At 72.2% G+C, this 17945-nt stretch carries 12 protein-coding genes; 2 read left to right on the forward strand and 10 right to left on the reverse strand.

Features of this window, described 5'->3' with window-relative positions; all coding sequences use genetic code 11:
- The 4 genes from AC1DWH_RS00005 to AC1DWH_RS00020 all read right to left on the reverse strand — a co-directional run.
- The coding region (locus tag AC1DWH_RS00005) for a multicopper oxidase domain-containing protein (protein WP_477091927.1) at nt 1–2072 on the reverse strand (2072 nt) is incomplete at its 3' end.
- A gap of 59 nt (nt 2073–2131) precedes the next feature.
- Nucleotides 2132–3466, reverse strand: coding sequence for a multicopper oxidase domain-containing protein (locus AC1DWH_RS00010; RefSeq protein WP_477091928.1), 1335 nt, complete (start codon nt 3464–3466; stop codon nt 2132–2134).
- 5 nt (nt 3467–3471) lie between these two features.
- The gene (locus AC1DWH_RS00015; protein ID WP_477091929.1) at nt 3472–4788 is read right to left on the reverse strand and encodes a multicopper oxidase domain-containing protein; all 1317 of its coding nucleotides are present in this window, start codon (nt 4786–4788) and stop codon (nt 3472–3474) included.
- Between the two features lie 34 nt (nt 4789–4822).
- Nucleotides 4823–11413, reverse strand: coding sequence for an SdrD B-like domain-containing protein (locus tag AC1DWH_RS00020; RefSeq protein WP_477091930.1), 6591 nt, complete (start codon nt 11411–11413; stop codon nt 4823–4825).
- Nucleotides 11414–11681: 268 nt separating this feature from the next.
- Between AC1DWH_RS00020 and AC1DWH_RS00025 the strand changes: the two genes are divergently transcribed.
- Both AC1DWH_RS00025 and AC1DWH_RS00030 read left to right on the forward strand, forming a co-directional pair.
- On the forward strand, nt 11682–12353 hold the full coding sequence (locus AC1DWH_RS00025) for a response regulator transcription factor (protein ID WP_477091931.1): 672 nt from the start codon (nt 11682–11684) through the stop codon (nt 12351–12353).
- A 13-nt stretch (nt 12354–12366) separates the two neighbouring features.
- Complete coding sequence (locus AC1DWH_RS00030; protein ID WP_477091932.1) at nt 12367–13461, forward strand: sensor histidine kinase; 1095 nt, start codon at nt 12367–12369, stop codon at nt 13459–13461.
- On the opposite strand, the gene AC1DWH_RS00035 is transcribed toward AC1DWH_RS00030, so the two are convergent.
- The 6 genes from AC1DWH_RS00035 to AC1DWH_RS00060 form a co-directional block, all read right to left on the reverse strand.
- Complete coding sequence (locus tag AC1DWH_RS00035; RefSeq protein ID WP_477091933.1) at nt 13458–14792, reverse strand: NAD(P)/FAD-dependent oxidoreductase; 1335 nt, start codon at nt 14790–14792, stop codon at nt 13458–13460. The two genes, AC1DWH_RS00030 and AC1DWH_RS00035, sit on opposite strands and share 4 nt — an antisense overlap.
- Before the next feature lie 188 nt (nt 14793–14980).
- Complete coding sequence (locus AC1DWH_RS00040; protein WP_477091934.1) at nt 14981–15898, reverse strand: S1C family serine protease; 918 nt, start codon at nt 15896–15898, stop codon at nt 14981–14983.
- A 61-nt stretch (nt 15899–15959) separates the two neighbouring features.
- Entirely contained in the window at nt 15960–16775 is an 816-nt protein-coding gene (locus tag AC1DWH_RS00045; protein WP_477091935.1) for a class I SAM-dependent methyltransferase, read from the reverse strand.
- Between the two features lie 88 nt (nt 16776–16863).
- Nucleotides 16864–17025 (reverse strand): hypothetical protein, encoded by a 162-nt coding sequence (locus AC1DWH_RS00050; RefSeq protein ID WP_456847665.1) that lies wholly within the window; start codon nt 17023–17025, stop codon nt 16864–16866.
- A 1-nt stretch (nt 17026) separates the two neighbouring features.
- Nucleotides 17027–17485: a DUF6325 family protein gene (locus AC1DWH_RS00055; protein WP_477091936.1), complete on the reverse strand. Its 459-nt coding sequence runs from the start codon at nt 17483–17485 to the stop codon at nt 17027–17029.
- Nucleotides 17486–17512: 27 nt separating this feature from the next.
- Nucleotides 17513–17911, reverse strand: coding sequence for an SHOCT domain-containing protein (locus AC1DWH_RS00060; RefSeq protein ID WP_477091937.1), 399 nt, complete (start codon nt 17909–17911; stop codon nt 17513–17515).
- Nucleotides 17912–17945 lie beyond the last annotated feature (34 nt).

The following is a 17945-nucleotide window of genomic DNA, read 5'->3' on the forward strand; positions in this document are numbered from 1 at the left end:
GGGGTGGCCTGGCCGAGGCCGGGGTCGGTGCCGCGGAACCATTCGGCGCGGGTCAGGGTGGAGGTGTCGGTGGCGGTGCCGGTCAGGGTGATGGTGGTGGCGCCGAGGGTGGGGTTCGGGGTGGCGGTCAGGGCGGAGATCACGGGGCGGACCTTGTCCACGACCAGGGTCCCGGTGGCGAACGGTCCCCAGTTCCCGGCCGCGTCCCGGCCGTGCACCGAGATCGTGTGCGACCCGTTCGCCAACGCCGCCACCGTCGCCAGCGGGATGTCCGCGTAGACGCCCTCGCTCGCGCTGGAGTACCCGCCGTCGGCGGCGTTCACGACGAAGCCCGTGCCGGTGGCGCCGACCGCGTCGATGAAGCCTTCCGCGCGGGCGACGGGCGTGTTGACCCCGCCCGAGGCCGGGTCGGTCACCGTGGTGGTCACGCGGACCGCGGCGATGCCCGAGTTGAACGGCAGGGTGCCGTTGTTCGGCGTCACGGCGACGGTCACGGGCGACGTGGTGGTGGGTCCGGTCTTGTCCACCGTGAGGTTCGCGGTGGCGAGGTCGCCCCAGTTGCCGGCGGCGTCGCGCGCGTGGATCGACACCACGTGGCTGCCCTCGGTGAGGGCGTTGACGGTCGCCGCGGCGATCGTGCCGTCGATGCTGGACACGGACGACGCGGTGCCGACGGTCAGGGGTGCGCCCGTGCCGTTGGCGCCGACGGCGTCGACGAAGAGCTCGGCAGCCGCGATGTCGCCCCCGCCGCTCGCGGTGTCGTCGGCCGTCGCGCTGACGATGACGGCCGCGGTGCCGTTGGTCGCGTCAGGGGTCAGGGTCTGGGCGCTCGTGGTGGGTCCGGCGGAGTCGCCGGCGCTGATCAGCACGGAGCTGAACGGACCCCAGTTCCCCAGGGCGTCCTGGCCGCGCGCGTACAGGACGTGCTGGCCGACGAGGGCGGGTGCCCCGGCGCTGACGACGTCCTCGGTCGCGGAGTCGAACGTGCCGTCGACGGGGCTCATCGCGGTGCCCGTGCCGCTCGCCACGGTGTCGACGTAGTACTCGGCCGCCTGGATGGCGGCTCCTCCCGTGCCGGCGTCGCTGATCGTCGCGGTGACGTCGGCGGCGCTCTGGACGGCACTGGTCGCGGGACCTGCGTCGTCGCCGCCACCGGTGCCGGTGACGTCGAGGAGGGTGAGCATGCCGCCGATGCCGGCCGTGTTGCTGTTGTGCAGCAGCAGGCTGCCGTCGTGCACGACGAGCATGCGGTCGGTGGTCGACGCGCTGGGCGTCACCAGCGCGTCGGCGGTCTGCCCGGGACCGAAGGTCTCCGCGACGTACTGCCGCGCCAGGTTCAGCGGGCTGCCGTCGAGCGCGACCACGCTCTGGTGGGCGCCGAGCACGGACATCGAGTGGTACTGGCTCCCGGCGTTGACGTAGCGCAGCAGGGTGGTCCGGCCGACCGCCGTCGTGATCGGGGCGGTGTCCGGGTACGCCTTGCCGTTGACCAGGAAGTAGCGGGGGTTGTACTTGCGCATGTCGAAGCCCGCGGGGCTGGGGGCGTTGTTCAGCGCGGGGTCGATCTCGCTGAGCACCAGCACGGCCTCGTCGTCGAACGCGGTCGACGCGGAGTCGTAGGCCCGGCCCGCGGTCGGGGGGCGCACGACGAGGGCGCCGTAGAGGCCCATGGCGACCTGGTGCTGAGCGTTGGCCAGGAGACCCGCCTCGTAGAGGTAGGTGCCGGGCCGGCTCGCGGTGAAGGAGTAGACGGAGGTGCCCGCAGGCGCCGCGCCGACGCGGTCGGGGACCATCGCCTGCCCCTGGACCAGGAGGGCGGTGGCCTCCGTGAGCTGGTTGTGCAGCGTGATCTGCACCGTGTCGCCCACGTTCACCACGAGCGTGGGTCCGCCGGGCGCCGTCGCGGCCGCGCCGGTCGTGTTGTAGCCCCACACCGTGACGGCCTGGCCGCCCGCGGGCAGGGTCGTGCTCCCGGCGACCGCGTACAGGTCGATCGGGACGGCCGCCGCCGCGGCGGGACCGGCCACCGACACCAGGGCCAGCACGAGCGCCAGCGCACCGCCGGCTGCCACGGCGGAGGTGACCCTCCGCAGGCTCGTTGCGCGCATCATCGTTCTCCCCACCCCTTCGCTCATCCGCAGCTGTTGGGCGGCGGCGGGTTGATCCGCATGTAGGTGATGGGGCCGGTCATGGTGGCGCCCCACGAGGTGATCTGGAACAGGGCGTGGTTGTGGCTGATGATGTAGTACTCGCCGCACTGGTTCAGGGTCGGCGTGCCCGGCGGCAACGTCTGCGTGCTGCCCAGGTACGGGCTGCCGCTGTAGAACACCCCGATGACCTCGTTGGCCAGGCTCGGCACGGTGACCGGCACCGGGTTGCTCACCGGGTCGTAGCCCTCGGCGTCGTACCACTTGAACAGCACGTCCCAGGTCTGCCCGGGTCCCACGTTGATCGCGAACTTCTCGAACGACAGGTCCTGCCCGGCGGGCCCCTCGAGCGGGCGGCCGTCGCGGCCGATGACCAGGCCGTTGTTGCCGTGCGGGTGGAACGGGAAGTCCTCGGTGCCGACGTTGAGGTAGCGCGCCAGGCCGGGGTACGGGTGCGTCGAGACGTCGTAGGGGTTCACGGACGCGAGCGAGCCGTACGGCTGCGTCGGCAGCCAGGAGGCGCCGTTGTCGGCGATGCTGTCGGGGAACCCGCGCCCGTTGATGAGCCAGTAGCGCGGGTGGTACGAGTTCATGTTGAACGTGGTCCCGGCCTCGACCGCGGCGTGCTGGTACGGGTCGATCTCGGAGAGCAGGACCATGAACTCCTCGGTCGGCGTGAACTGGCTGTCGGCCCGGTCGTAGGCGAACCCGGAGCCGAGCGCGGGCCGCACGATCAGCGCGCCGAACAGCCCCATCCGCACCTGCTTCTCGGGGTTCGTGCCGGACTCGTAGAGGTACGTGCCGGGCTTCGATGCGGTGAACGTGTAGGACACCGTGCCGTCCACGGCCGCGGCCGTCGGAGCCAGGGAGGTCACCCGCCCGCCGCTCGTCACGGGCTCGGACGGAGCACCGTCGGCCCGCACGCCCTCCTGGCCCGGGAAGACGATCGAGGCCGCCTCGGGGAGCGTGTTGTGCAGGATCACCGTCACCTGGTCGCCCTCGTGCACGCAGAGCACGGGGCCGGGGTGCTGGAACGAGTCGAACCCGCTCGAGTACCCCCACATGAACGCGGTGTTGCCGTCCGGGAGGCTGATGTACCCGGTCCGCGTGGTGAGGTCGAAGATCGGGCTCCCGGGCACGGAGCCCGCGCCCGTGGTGCACACGATGCCGATCTTCGGCGGTGCGTCGGCGGTGGCCGGCGAGGCGCCCACGAGCGCCGCCACCGTCGCCCACGCCAGCGCCAGCACGGCGACGATCGCGGGACCGCGCAGGGCGCGGCGGGACGCCCTGCCCTGCAGGAGTGCGCGGTTGCTGGTCACGGGGCTCAGACTCCCCAGTCGTTCGGATAGGCCTGCGGGTGGACGCCGCTCGCATAGACGCGGACCTCGGTGGCCTGGCCGCCGAAGCCGCCCGGAGCGCGGTTGTCGGACCGGGCGTACGCGCGGTTGTAGAGCATGTACGTGTCGTAGGCCCCGGCCCCCTGCTTCGCAGGGGCGGTGAAGAGCACGTCGTAGCTCTCGCCGGGGCCGATGTTGAGCGTGTCGGTCTCGTAGGAGGTGTTCGTGCCGTCCCGTCCTCGCATCGGCGTGGCGTCGCGGCCGACCACCGTCATCCGCAGCCCGGAGAGGGTCATCGCCTGCTCCCGGAACCCCAGGTTGGAGAACCGGAGCGCCACACGCTCGCCCGCGTTGCAGTTCACCAGCGACGAGTGCGGCTGGTACTGCAGCTGGGGGAAGCCCGCCGGGGCGATGAGGTCGCCGTTCGCGTCCCGCACGGGGTGGAACGGGTCGATCGACCCGTTCGGCGCGATCGTGTCGGGGTAGACCCGCCCGTTGAGCAGCGCGAAGTCGGCCCGGTAGTCGCTCCACTCGGGGAGCTGGATGTGCGCGTCGGCCCAGTGGGCCTCGGCCCAGACCTCCGACAGGAACATGGCGAACTCGCGGTCGAACCCCGTGGAGCCGTCGCCGTCGTTGTAGAGGTACTTGCCGCTCGGGTAGTACGACGTGTTGCCGTCCTGCAGCGGCCGGACGAAGACGAGCCCGGTCATGCCCATGTGCACGTGCTCCACGTCCTCGACGTGGCAGTGGTACATGTACGTGCCGGGGTCGCGCGGCCGGTACGCGTACGTGAACTCGCGCCCCATCGGCACCGAGACCGAGCCGGTGGGCTCGCCGTCGAAGAACGGGATGACGTTGCGGAACCCGTGCCAGTGCAGGGTGTGCGCGTCGAACAGGTCGGGCCGCTGGGCCAGACCCAGGTTGGTCAGCTGCACCAGGAAGTCGACGGGGTGCGCCGGGTCGTACTGCTTGGCCCAGAACAGCGGAGCGGAGTGCTGCGCCTTGTTCTTCTGGTTCGCCTTCTGGGTGGGCGTCAGGCCCGTGACGTTGCGGAACCCGAAGATGTAGGTGGTGAACGGCGACGGCGCGTAGACGTCGGGGTGGAACGGCGGGATGGCCGGCGTGGGCGGCAGGTAGATCCAGCCGTCCGTGCCGCCCAGGGCCAGGTCCGCGACCCCGCCGGCCGCGACCGCGGCCTCGGGCAGCAGCACCTTGCCGGTCCACGCGATGCCGCCGGCGACGGCCGCGACCCCGCCGGCGACCTGCAGGAACTGGCGTCGGCTCAAGCCTTCGCTCGCACTCATCCCGGTCTCTCCCCTCGGGTGGTGGCGGAACAGGTCAGGGGACATCGAAGGCGTCCAGGTCCTGGGTGTCGGCGGTCAGTCGCAGGACCGTGCCGTCGAAGTACGTCGACCACACGCCGCCGTCGTCGCGGACCACGTCCTCGTCCTGGGCCGCGAGGGCGCCGGGCGCGGTCGTGTCGCTGCTGTAGGACAGGTACACGTGCGTCGGGTCGATCCAGACGAGCCCGTCGACGTTGGCCTGCGACCACCCGACGGCCGACGCGTCGACCATCCGCGTGTAGGAGCTGCCGCCGTTCCAGCGGTAGATGTCGGCGTCGTCGCCGGTCCCGCCCGCGCCCGGGGGCACGACCGTGTTGTCGGTGGAGAAGTACAGCCGGTTGTCGACGACGCTGATCGCGTCGAGGTCCGTGCTGCCCAGCCCGCTGGCGCTCCCGTCGTAGAACATCGACCACGTCCCGGCGTCGTAGTACACGACGTCCTCGTCCTGGACGGCCAGGTCCGGTCCCGGCACCGGGATGGTGACGGAGCCGTTGAAGGAGAGGTAGAAGTGCGTGTCGTCGATCCGGTCGAGGCCGTCGACGTTGGCCGCGGCGGGCAGCGGGTTGGTGATCGCCGAGACGTCGACCGCGCGCGTGAACTCGGTCCCGGTCCAGCGGTAGACGTCGGCGTCGTCGGCGGTGCCGGCCAGGTCGGTCGGGTTGGTGCTGCCGAACGTCGAGAACGAGATCGGGGCAGGGGCGGGTCCGCCGCCGGCCTCGTCGGCGCCGCTGTCGAAGCCGCCGAGCGCCGGGCGAGTCTGTCCGTCGATGTCCAGCAGCGGCGCGCCGAGCGTGGCAGCAGGCTGCTGGTACGACGGCACCGCCTTGCTGGCAGCCCCGAGGTTGCACGCCGGCGATCCCGGGCACGCGCTCAGGTGGTAGTTGCCGAGCAGGTTCGGCGGCGCCTCGAGGGTCACCAGGGTGGCGTCGACGAACGCGGGGTTCTGCCGCCACGTGGCGAAGGCGACCGACACGTCGTACGGCTGGACCACACCCGGGTCGATGCCGACCAGGTTGGTCGGGCTCGTCGTGTACGGATGCGTGCCGGCGTTCTGCTGCAGCAGGGTGGTGGTCGGCGCCAGCAGGCCCGTGCCGTCGGCCACCCCGAGGTCCCAGTAGTCGGTGTCGGCGGGTCCGACCAGGCCGATCCCCGTGACCGTGGTGCCGGCCCGGGTGCCCGCCCGGTTGTCCGAGAAGATGTTGTTGAACAGCAGCGGGTTGCTGAACACCGGCGAGCCGGCGGGCAGGGTGACCTGGAGCTCGTCGCTGTTGGCGGACGTCGACAGGCCCGCCGGCATCGGCTGACCGTCGGACGTCACGGCCGTGGCCGTCGTCAGGTTCTTCATGATCGTGTTGTTGTAGACCCGGACGTTCGGGGCGTCGTCGATGGCGATGCCGCCGCCCTCGTGGGTGGACACGTTGTTGACGATCAGGTTGTCGAACACGTTCATCGGGTAGTTCCCGGCCATGAGGAACCGCACGCCGCCGCCGTCGTCGTTGGCCAGGTTGGCCTGGATCTGGTTGGCGTAGATGTCGACCGGGCCGGAGCCGGGGGAGAGCGCGCCGGGCGTCGTCGGCAGCTCGCCGGCGATCATGATCGCGCCGCCCTCGTCGTTCGAGTTGTTGAGGTAGATGCGGTTCTGGTGGATCTTCCCGTTCGGGCTCAGGCCGTAGACGCTCAGGCCGCCGCCGTACTCGAGCGAGAAGTTGCCGCAGATGTCGTTGCGCGTGACCTCGTAGCGGTCGGACCCGGCGAAGATCCCGATGCCGCCCGCCAGGTTGGTGCCGGCGTTCGAGATGACGCGGTTGTTGGCGATCCGGGCGTCCTCGTTGTGCTGGTTGGTGTCGGGCGCGGCCACGTCGGGCGTGCCGAGGCGGATGGTGCCGTAGCTGCCGCCGTTGTTCTGCACCACGTTGTTGGTGATCTGCAGGTAGCGCGCGTAGGCGTTGGCCATGATCGCGCCGCCCTGCGTGACGATGCCCGGGGGCAGGCCCGTGGGTCCGCCGGTCAGGTCGTTGATGTTGCCGGGGAAGCCCTGCTGGTTGCCGCCGCGGATGTCGAAGCCGTCGATGGCGGCCTTGAAGCCCGCGGTGAACTGGCGCGCGACACCGGCCGCGGTCGTGGCGTTCTGCGAGGCCAGCACGTAGATCGTCTCGCCGTCGTTCACGGCCTGGTTGCCGTCCCAGGTGAGGGCGCCGAGCCGCGTGTACCAGTCGGTGGCCAGCACGCTGTCGCCGCCGAAGGCGCTGCCGTCGATGATCGAGCCCGGGACGAAGGTGCTGCCCTGGAAGCCGCCGGGGCCGACGCCCTGGAGCTTGACCGGCGACGCGACGATGAGGTTCTCGTAGTACGCGCCGAGGGGGTTGTTGCGCGGGTTGGCCAGGTCCGGCTGACCCGGGTACACGACCACGAGGTCGTTTCCGGGGCTCGCGTAGCCGGCGTCGATCGCCGCCTGCACCTTGGCGAACGGCTTGCCAGGCCCGACCTCGTAGACGTTGGGCAGGTACCCGCCGGGCAGGACGGACACGTTGCCGCCCGCGAAGTTGTCGACGCGGACGTCGTTCGGGGCGTTGAAGCTGGCCGCCGCGGTGGCCGTGAAGCGGACCCCGATGCGACCGCCGCCGGTGACCAGCGCCGTCGGCCACGGGGTGGGCCCGGTGGTGACGTTGGCGGTGCCCACGAGGGTGCCGTTCTTGTAGACGTTCACGGTGCCGTCGGACAGCGCGCGGGCACCCAGCTGGTCGCCGGCCGCGAACGTGATGCCGGGCAGGGTCGCCTGGACCACCGGGCTCGCGGCCTGCGCCGCCGAGGCCGCCGTCGAGACGACGACGCTGCCGGTGGTCGCGTTGGCGGTGACGCCGATGTAGCTGGTGACCGCGCCGCCGCCGCCCGTCCCGACCTTGAGCAGCACGCCGCCCTGGCGGTTGCCGCCGGCTACGACGGCCTTGGTGAACGTGAGGCGCGCGTCCTGGTTCTGGCCGAACGCGGCACCCGAGCTCCGGTAGATGGTGGCGCCGACGCCGCGGACCTGCGCCTGGTTGGCGTCGCTCGCGGGCGTGGTCGGCGTGATCCGGTACAGGCTCGTCGTCTGGCTGCCCGGGCCGCCCCAGGCGCTGCCGAGCGCCTGCGTGGTGCTCGTCGTGCTCCGGTTGAACGTGTCGAGCACGCTGCCGGCCGGGAAGGCGCCGTAGCTGCTGCGCAGCACGTGGAACGTCAGCCCGTTCACGGTGCTCTGCCCGTTGCCGGCCGTGACGGCCAGCTGGTGGGGTCCGGGCGGAGTGCTGGCGGGGACGGTGACCGCGATCTGCTGGGCGCCCCAGCTGCTGACGGGCAGGGCTGTGCCGTCGAGGGTGACCTTCCCGCTGCCCTGGGTGGCGCCGAACCCGGTCCCGGTGAGGGTGATCGCACCGGTGTCGCGCACGTACGGCCGCGAGACCGCGAACAGCTGCGGGGTCGCGGTGTCGAGGGTGCACGCGACGGCCTGCGGCAGGCCGGTCGACGGGGACTCGATGGTGAGCCCCACCTGCGTCGGCGCGAGGTCGGTCGGGATGATCAGGCCGGGGAACGCCTCGAACTCGGTGGCGATCGTGCGGTACCGCGGGTTCCAGTTCGGGTTGAGGTGGCCGGGCACGCCCGGGTCGTTGGCCACGAACCGGTACATGTTCGCGCACACGCCGGACGGCGTCGGGCAGCTGATGTGGTTGGTCGACGGCATGAGCACGTCGTAGACGCCGTTGAAGTCGGACTCGGTGGTGTAGACGAGCCGGTCGTTGAAGTCGTAGATGCCGACGGGCGCGAACGGGACGCCGGCCTTCTCGCCGTACATCGTCGAGCGCTTGTCGTTCGAGAAGTTGATGTCGTCCACCACGAGCCCGCGCATCCGGGCGGGGATCGGGACGTCGGTGAACACATTGAACATCGGCACGATCGACTTGCCGTTGTTGACGCGCACCAGCTTGGTGTCGCAGCGCGGGCGCGGGGTGCCCTCGAACGGCGACCCGCCGATGTCGACGAAGGTCGCGTTGTCCACCGGGGTCGAGGCCGGCACGGTCACGCCGACCGGGACGTCGTTGGTCACGCCGCCGTCGCCGACGACCGGCCCGTAGCCGTCCGTCCCGTCGCCGCCCAGGTCGACCGTGTGCAGGGCGCCGGCGCACGCCGGCGGGGGCACCTGCGGCACGATCTGGTCGCCGTTGCCGATGTTGATGTCCTCTTCGCCGGTCACCTTGTACATCGGGTTGCCGGACGCGTCGTCGGGCACGGCGATCCGCACCAGGTAGTCGCCCGCGCCGAGCGCCTGGAACGTTCCGCCGACGCACTGCGGGTCGGCCGGGTCGGAGGCGTCGAGGGTGCCGCCCACGCAGGCGTCGCCGAAGCCGTAGTTGCCGTCGACGGCCGCACCGAAGTTGGCGTCGGGAGTGCCCTGGTCGGTCGCGTACGGCCCGAACTGGATCTCCTGCATGAAGCTCGAGATGCACGGGCCGTCCGACTCCTGGTTCGGTGCCAGCACGTTCTCGTCCACCCCGTGGACCAGGGGGTTGCCGTCGACGTCGCGGGCCGTGCAGCCGGTGGGCCGGCTCCAGTGCTCGGTGACGTACGTGTTGAGCAGTGCGCCGGTGGCGTAGGACCCGTCGGCCGCGAGCTCGTACCGCGCGTCCGCGTCGCACGGCGCGCTCGTCGTGCCGCAGGGCACGGGCGCGTAGAGCTCGACGGGGACGTCCGCGATGCCCGGCTGCCAGTCCTCGGAGACGGCGTACTGCGGGTCGAGCTCGTTGCGGGTGGTGTCGTAGCTGACGGTGCCGACGATGCCGCCGTTGCGCGGGTCGGTGTGGTTGGCGCCCGTCGGGTCGTAGGCGTGCACGCCCCAGTCCATGCGTCCGCTCAGGCCGATGACGTTGAGCACGCTGACATCGACGCCCGCGCCCTTGACCGTGGTCGGGGTCGGTTGGTTGTCCGTCTGGTAGGTGACGCCCGTCGTGTAGATGGAGTCGCTGTACGCCTCCATGACCGTCCACTCACCGAGCGGGTACGCGGCCTCGAAGTGGTAGTGGCCGGTCGCGTCGGTGGTCGCCGACGTCTGGCCGCGGTCCATCAGCGAGTTCTCCTGACGCCGCAGCGTGAGCGTGAAGTTGGAGACACCCGGCTCGCCGGGGTCCTTCGCGCCGTTGCGGTTGGTGTCGTTGAAGACGTAGCCGTCGTAGCTGGTCCACCAGCCGTTGAGGGGAAGGGTGCCCAGCTGCTCGGTCTGCCCGTTGCTGATGGTCACGTTCAGCATGTTGAGGTTGTAGTCCTGGGGCTCGTCCCACCAGCTCAGCATGTAGTTGCCGTCGGGCACGCCGGAGATGTCGAACTGCCCGTTCGCGTCACCCTGGCCCACCCAGACGGCCTGGTCACCGTTCTGCAGGTCGGCCAGCGAGAGCCACGGCCGCACGATCGGCTTGTCCACCTTGGTGCCGGTGTTGCCGCCCCAGAAGTCGAACGCGCCGCCCGTGGGGGGCGTGTAGGTCTTGATGCCGACGACGTTGCCGACGATGTGGCCCGTCGCCGACGGCGAGAGGGGCTGACCGTTGTGAGTCGGCGGCGCGAACCCGAAGAGGGGCTGGGGGACCTGCTCGGCGCCCTGCACCGTCTCGGTGTCGTACCCCGTCATGCCCTCCATCACCCAGGCGTCCCAGTCGTGGTTGCCCTCGAGCGTGGTGGTCTGGATCCAGGACTGCCCGTCCGGCGGGACGGCCGACAGGGCGTACCGGTTGGTGCCGAGGTGCGGGATGGTCAGCAACCCGTCGGCGTCACTCACGCACTGGCCGCCCACGGTGTCCACCACCGGCAGCATGTCGGCGTCGAGGTCGGCGAGCGGGATCTGGTGGGTGTCCGGGTCCTCGCCGACGTACGTGGTGCACAGCGGGTTGCCGTAGACGTCGGTGCTGACCTCTCCCAGGTAGTCGGTGATCTGCCCGACGAAGCCGGGCAGGCCCGCGTCGCCGGGGTCGAGCGTCCCGTTGGTCGGGGCGACGTCCGCGAACACCTGGCCGCGCAGGGTCGCATCGGGCAGCGGGTTCGGCTGCACCTCCACCACGACCGGGGCGCTGGAGGTGAGCGGCATGGTCACGTGGACGCCGTCGATCTTGTAGCCGTCCGCCAGCACGGACACGAGGTACCGGCCGTCGGGGAGCGTGATCGAGCTGGTGCCCGTGACGTCGTCCTGGTTGCCCTGGGTGTAGATCGTGCTGGCGTGCGGGACCTCCTGGATTGACGGCCACGCGCAGCTCCCGGGGTACCCCGGGTCGGTCGCCGCGCAGCCGGTGCCCGGCGCGGGGGAGCGCTGCGCGGTGGTGCCGGTGTTGTCGACGCTCACGAGGTACTGGAAGTCGGGCACGGGGGCGCCCTTGACCACGCCGGCCCCGCCGAACGCTCGGGGCTCCGTGCGGGCGCTGATCACCTGCAGCTGCAGGTCGTTGGGTGCCGCGTGGGCGGCGACACCGGGCAGCGCGACGAGCATCGCCACCGACAGCGCGAGCGCGGCCACGCCCGAGGCGGCCTTCCGCCACGCAGGGATCCTCGTCGCGACTGCCCTCTGTTCACGCATGCGCTGCACCCTCCCGGCGAGCCCGGACGCTGTGTGGTCCCAAGGTCCGCCGCTCAGCGGGCGCACAGCCGGAACATGGCGAAGCGGTCATCACTTCGTCATCTGCGCGTCATGACGTGCCTGGTCACAGAGGTGTCGGGGTGAAGTCCGCCCGGTTTGCGTGCATTCGACCCGTTCGGCGCGGCATGCTTCCAGGGAATCTCGTTGCAGGAAGCCGGTGAACCGCCGCAGTGCCGCGGCGGGCGGTCGATGTCTGCGGGGCGGGTCGATGAGCACGGTGATGGTGGTCGACGACGAGGAGCGGATCCGCGCGCTCGTGGGCAGGTCGCTCTCTGCGGCCGGGCACCGCGTGGTGACGGCCAGCGACGGGCAGTCCGCGCTGGACCGGTTGGCGTCGGGCGGCATCGACCTGGTCCTGCTCGACCTGCTGATGCCGCACGGCAACGGGCTGTCGGTGCTCTCCTCGCTCGGGCAGCGCCGTGACGAGACCCCCGTGATCGTGCTCTCCGCCGTCACCGACGTCGCGGCACGGGTGCAGGCGCTGGAGAGGGGGGCCGTCGACGTCGTCGCCAAGCCGTTCTCGCTCGTCGAGCTGCTCGCGCGTACGCGCCGCCACCTCGGCACCAAGTCGACCGTCCCTGAGCAGGTCCGGTACCTGACCGCGGGCGGCATCCGGCTCGACCTCGACCGTCGGCGCGTGCACCTGGCCGACCGCGAGGTGACCCTGACCGAGCGGGAGTTCGCTCTCCTGGCCCACCTGATGCGCCGTCGCGGCGAGGTCTGCCGCCGCGAGGAGCTGCTGCGGGCCGTCTGGGGGCTCGACTTCGACCCGGGCAGCAACGTCGTGGAGGTCTGCGTCCGCCGGCTGCGCAAGAAGCTCGAGCCGGACCCCCCGATCGAGACGGTGCGCCGTGTCGGGTACTGCTTCGACGGCGACTGACGGCGGGCCGCCGGTGCAGGACCGCGCCCGCTGGGACCTCTACCTGGTCTGGTTGGCGTCCGCCGCGCTGTGCACCGCGGCGATGTGGGCGTCGCCGGGGAACGAGACCATCCCGTACCACCTGGCGTGGGCCGCGTTCGCGCTTCTCTACGCGCTAGGCAACTGGCGGCTGCGGTGGGCGATCGGCGGTCTGGTCCTGTGCGCGGTCGCCACCGGCTCGATCCTCGTGCTGCGGGTCGTGGACGGGCACATCCCGTGGCAGGAGGCCACCGAGATCCCCCTGATGACGCTGCTCGTGGTGCTCGGCGTCTGGCACGTCCGCCGGCGCCAGCTCGCGTTGCGCACGGTCACGGCGATGGCGCTGCGGGAGCACGAGATGGCAGTCGACAGGGAGCGGTTGACCCGGCTGACGTCGCACGAGATGCGGACCCCGTTGACCATCGCGCGCGGCTACGTCGAGCTGCTGCTCGGGCGCGTGGTCGATCCGGGGCAGCGGCACGACCTGGCCGTCATCGACGACGAGCTGAACCGGCTGACGCGCGCGACGGAGCGGCTGGTGCGCGCCATCCGGTTCCAGGGCGGTGCCGACCTCGCCCGCGTCGACATCGACGCCCTCCTGCGCGAGACCGCGGGCCGGTGGGCTCAGGTGGCCGACCGGCGCTGGGTGGTCGACGCGCGCGCGGGCGAGCTGGTCGGCTCGGCGGAGCGCATCCGCACGAGCCTCGACACCCTGATCGAGAACGCCCTGCGCTACACCGCCGACGGCGACACGGTCCGGCTCGCCGGGTTGCGGGGCTCGCACTGGGTCGAGGTCGCGGTGGGCGACTCCGGACCGGGCCTCAGCCTGGAGCAGATGGCGGGGATCAACGAGGGCTCCGACCGGACGCCGCGCGACGAGCTCTCGCAGAGCGGGCTCGGGCTGGGCCTGGTCCGCGGAGTGGTGGCCGCGCGCGGCGGCCGGCTCCGCGCCGGGGTCGCGCCCGAGGGCGGGGCGCTGCTCGTCATGCAGTTCCCCGCGGAGCCGACGAGGGCCGCGCCGACGCGGACCGACGACGTCGCGGTGCGGCACGGCGTGAACGAGGTCGTCGCCCCGGACGTCACGGTCTAGTCGGGAGCGGCCCCGTCGGGAGCGCCGCCGCGCACGAACGCGTCGCGCGGGTGCTGGACGTTCGCCAGCGAGACGATGTCGCGCCCGAAGACGCCCATCGCCAGCCACCCGGCCAGCACCCGGACCTTGCGCTCCCAGGTGGGCACGGCCAGCACGTGGTAGCCGCGGTGCATCAGCCAGGCGGGCAGGCCCCTCACCACGATCCCGCGGTACTGGAAGATCCCCGCGCCGACGCCGAGCGTCGCGACGACCCCGAGGCTCTCGTGCACGTAGTCCGTGGTCTCCTGCCCGCGCAGGACGGCGGCGACGTTCATGGCCAGGTGCCGGCCCTGGCGCACGGCGTGCTGGGCGTTCGGCACGGTGCGTCGGCCGGGCGCGCGTGCGGCGAGGTCCGGGACGGCGGCGTCGTCGCCCGCGGCCCAGGCGTCGGCCACCGGCGCGTCCCGGGGGCCGACCCGCAGGTCGGCCCCGACCACGAGGTACCCGCGCTCGTCGACCGGGAGGTCGGTGTGCCGGGCGACCACCGGGTTGGCGGCGTTGCCGGCCGCCCACACGATCAGCTCGGAGTCGAGCTCCTCGCCGTTCGAGAGCACCACGTGCCCGTCCACCGCGGAGACCAGCTGGGTGTTCAGGTGCACGTGCGCGCCGCGGGACTCGAGGTGCCGCACCACCCAGCGTCCCGGACCGTCGGTCACCTCGGGCAGGATCCGGCCCGACGCCTCGACCAGGTGGAAGCTCAGGTCCGCCCGCGTCAGCTCCGGGTAGGAGCGCAGGAGCCCGGTGGCCAGCGACAGCAGCTCGCCGAACCCCTCGACGCCCGAGAAGCCGCCGCCCACGAACGTCACCGTCAGGAGCCGCCGGCGCTCCGGCCCCGGAGGCAGCGTCGACGCCCGGTCGAAGGCCGTGAGCAGGGTGTCGCGGATGGCGACGGCCTCCTCGACGTGCTTCATGCCGATCGCGTGCTCGGCGACCCCGGGGATGGGGAACGTCCGCGTGACGGCGCCCGCGGTCACGACGACGAGGTCGTACGCGAGCTCGAGGTCGTCGCCGTCGGTGGGGCGCACCACGACCGTCCTGCGCGCGTGCTCGACCCTGGTGACCTGGCCGGCGACGATCCGGGTCCGCCTGAGGTGCCGGCGCAGCGAGACGGCGGCGTGGCGCGCCTCGATCGAGCCGGCCATCACCTCGGGCAGGAACGGCTGGTAGGTCATGTACGGGCGCGGGTCGATCACTGTGATCTGCGCCTCGCCGGGGCGCAGCCTCTTCTCCAGGTTCCACGCCGCGTAGAACCCCGAGTAGCCGCCGCCGACGACCACGATCCTCTTCTTCACGCGCACACCCTCTCGACCGTGCCGGACGCGGGAACGTGACACCTGTGGCCGTGGGCCGCCGCGGCGTGCCCGGGCAGCCCACGGCATCCACCGCGAGGAGGGCACGCTGCGGCGCGCGCGGCGGTGCTGTCGGCGGTCTCGCGGGCCACCGTCACAACATAGAGGCTGCGGTCACCGAGGGAGCCGGGCTACGTCACCAGCTCGCGCGGGAACACGAGCACGTCGACCAGGGCGCCGTTGCGCCACACGGTGATCTCGATCCGGCGGTCGATCGCGTCCTCGACCATGAGCTTCTGCACGGCCGTCGCGGTGACGACGCGGCTGCCGTCGAGCTCGACCACGATGTCGCCGCGGTGCAGGTCGGCCTGGGCGGCGGGGCTGCCGGGGGAGACGCCGGCGATCTGCAGCCCGGTCGGGGAGCCGATCCGCTCGACCAGCTGCGGGGGCAGCGGGACCTGCGCGCCGACGATGCCCAGCCACGCCCGGCGTACCCGGCCCGTCGTCATCAGCGCGGTGATGATCTCCCGGGTGGTGGTGTTGATCGGCACCGCCAGCCCGACCCCGATGCCCGCCAGGGCGGTGTTCACGCCCACCATCCGGCCCGCGCTGTCCGCCAGCACCCCGCCGCTGTTGCCGGGATTGAGGGCGGCGTCGGTCTGCACCACCTCGTCCACCACCCGGCCCGAGGCCGTGGGCAGCGAGCGGCCGAGCGCCGAGACGATGCCGGCCGTGACGCTGCCGGCGAGACCCAGCGGGTTGCCGAGCGCGACCACCAGCTGGCCGACCCGCAGCTGCGCGGCGTCGCCGAGCGTGACCGGCGCGGGCACGTCGCCCCGGGTGAGCAGGACGGCGAGGTCGGAGAGCGGGTCGCGTCCGACGACGTCGGCCTGCAGGGTGGTGCCGTTGCTGAACGCCGCCGTGGCCAGCGTGGCGCCGGCCACCACGTGCGCGCTGGTCAGCAGGTACCCGTCGGACGTGATGACGCTCGCGCTGCCGGCGCCGGTCCCGCGTCCGCTCCGGACCGTCAGGCTGGCGACGCTGGGCAGCACCGCCTCGGCGACGGCGACGACCGTGCGCGAGTACGCGTCCAGGGGCTCTTCCTCCACGGCCGGTACAGCCACGTGGGGAGGCCCGATATGCCCCCGGTTCGCCGCGGGCGCAATCCGGTCAGGCGCGCTCGCCGAGCGTGTGCCGGACGTCCTGCCCGAAGGTGATCCGCCCGGAGCCGTCGCGCAGCGCGCCGACCGCCTCCAGCACGTCGGAGCGCAGCGCGTCGTGCCGGTCCGGCGGGACGGCCTCCCACATCGCGCGCTGCCCGTGGGACCAGGAGAACTCGAGGAAGTGCTCGGGGTCGCGGAACGCGGCCTCGACGGTGCGGTGCGCCGTCCGGACGCCCCCGAGTCCCGCGTCGTCGAACAGGTTCGTCATGCCGTCGTCGGACGCGAACGGTCCGCGGGTGCCGCTCGTGCGCGCGTCGAGCATGGCCGGCGGCAGGTACGGGTCGAACAGCGCGTCGACGGCCCGCCACCGCTCGTCCTGCGCGCCGAACGTGGTCACGCCGAGGCGGCCGCCGGGCACCAGCAGCTCGCTCCAGGTGCGCAGCACACCCGCCGGGTCCGGGAGGAAGAAGAGCACGAGGCACGAGGCGAGGACGTCGAAGGAGGACGCCGGGAGCGCGGGCGCGCGGGCGTCCCCGACGCGGACCTCGACCTGCGGCAGGTCGGCCAGGTCGAGCGCGGTCAGCTCCACCATCCGCGGGGCCAGGTCGATGCCGAGCGCGTACCCGGTCGGTCCGGCCGCCCGGGCCAGCGGCGCCAGGGCCGCCCCGCGTCCGCAGCCCACGTCGAGCACCCGCTCGCCCGGATCGACGGCGAGCTCGTCGACCAGCCCGGCCGCGATCGGGCCGAACCACGGGACCCCGACGTCGTCGTAGGTGTCCGCGGCGCGGTCGAACACTCCGGCGATGCCGTCCGTCTCTCCCATGCCGACACCCTGGCAGTGCGACGTCGCGCGGGCCAGACGAGTGCGTCCGCCGACCGTTCGAGCCGGTCGGCGGACGCACGCGGACGCGCTAGATCCGGCGCCGGCGGCCCGGTGTCACCGCAGCCGCGACGACGGCCGTCTTGGCGACCGGCGCGGGTCCGGGAGTGATCGCCTTGGCGACGACGGCGGTCTTGGCGACGGGGTGGCCGACCACCCCGACGCGTCCGATGCGAGCGGGACGGAGCGGCATGTCAGGACTCCTCTAGGGCGAGTGCCTCGTCGGCCTCGATCGAGGCGATGATGGCCTGGATGGGGATGCGGCCGTCGGCGATGAGCTGACCGCCCGAGCGGCGGGCGGCGGACGCGAACCCGGCGGCCCACAGGTTCTCCCAGATGAGCACCCCCGCGACGCTGCCGGGGTCCATCGCGGCGGCCAGGTTCTCGACGTCCTCGGCCGCGAGCAGCTCGGCCAGCTCGGCCTCGATCGCCTCCAGCGGCCCGAGGTTCGGGATGTCGGAGAGCTCGATCGCGTCGACCGTGCCGTCCTCGTCCTTGGTGAGGACGAGCACGTCGATCACGCGGATGGTGCCGGCGTCGACCAGCTTCACCAGCTCGTCGACCATCTCCCCGGTGAAGCTGCTCTGCCCGGCCGGGAACTCGACGACCAGGTAGTCGACGGGTCCCAGCGTGTCCAGCGATGACTCGGTCATCGGACCTCTCCTTCTGTCGGTATCGGCTCAGGAGCCGATCGCGGCGGCCTTGAGCTTCGCGAACTCCGCCTGGTCGATGGCGCCCGAGTCGAGCAGCGCCTTGGCCTGGGCGATCTGGTCCGCCGCCGACGCCGTGGGTGCCGCGCTGCGGATCCGGTCGTCGAACGCCGCCTGGGCCGCCTGCATCTGCGCGGCCTGCCGCTCGCCCATGCCCCGCCCGCGCACGATCAGGTACAGCAGGATGCCGATGAACGGCAGGATGATGAGCAGCACGACCCACAGCGCCTTGACCCCGCCACCGGTCTCCCGGTCGCGGAACAGGTCCCCGAAGATGGCGATCAGCAGCCAGAACCAGATGACGAAGAGGAAGAACTCGAGCATCCAGAGCAGCACGTCTCCGCTGCCGAACGTCGCGGACAGGTTCATGGCGGACTCCTAGGTCGGCGGTAGAGCGAAGGGC

This window comes from Cellulomonas sp. P2_F12 (assembly GCF_056403775.1).

Bases quoted from the DNA above. Each gene is read 5' to 3' on its own strand.
- AC1DWH_RS00015 (WP_477091929.1), bottom strand. From the start codon at position 4,788: ATGAGTGCGAGCGAAGGCTTGAGCCGACGCCAGTTCCTGCAGGTCGCC.
- AC1DWH_RS00020 (WP_477091930.1), bottom strand. From the start codon at position 11,413: ATGCGTGAACAGAGGGCAGTCGCGACGAGGATCCCTGCGTGGCGGAAG.
- AC1DWH_RS00025 (WP_477091931.1), top strand. From the start codon at position 11,682: ATGAGCACGGTGATGGTGGTCGACGACGAGGAGCGGATCCGCGCGCTC.
- AC1DWH_RS00045 (WP_477091935.1), bottom strand. From the start codon at position 16,775: ATGGGAGAGACGGACGGCATCGCCGGAGTGTTCGACCGCGCCGCGGAC.
- AC1DWH_RS00050 (WP_456847665.1), bottom strand. From the start codon at position 17,025: ATGCCGCTCCGTCCCGCTCGCATCGGACGCGTCGGGGTGGTCGGCCAC.
- AC1DWH_RS00055 (WP_477091936.1), bottom strand. From the start codon at position 17,485: ATGACCGAGTCATCGCTGGACACGCTGGGACCCGTCGACTACCTGGTC.
- AC1DWH_RS00060 (WP_477091937.1), bottom strand. From the start codon at position 17,911: ATGAACCTGTCCGCGACGTTCGGCAGCGGAGACGTGCTGCTCTGGATG.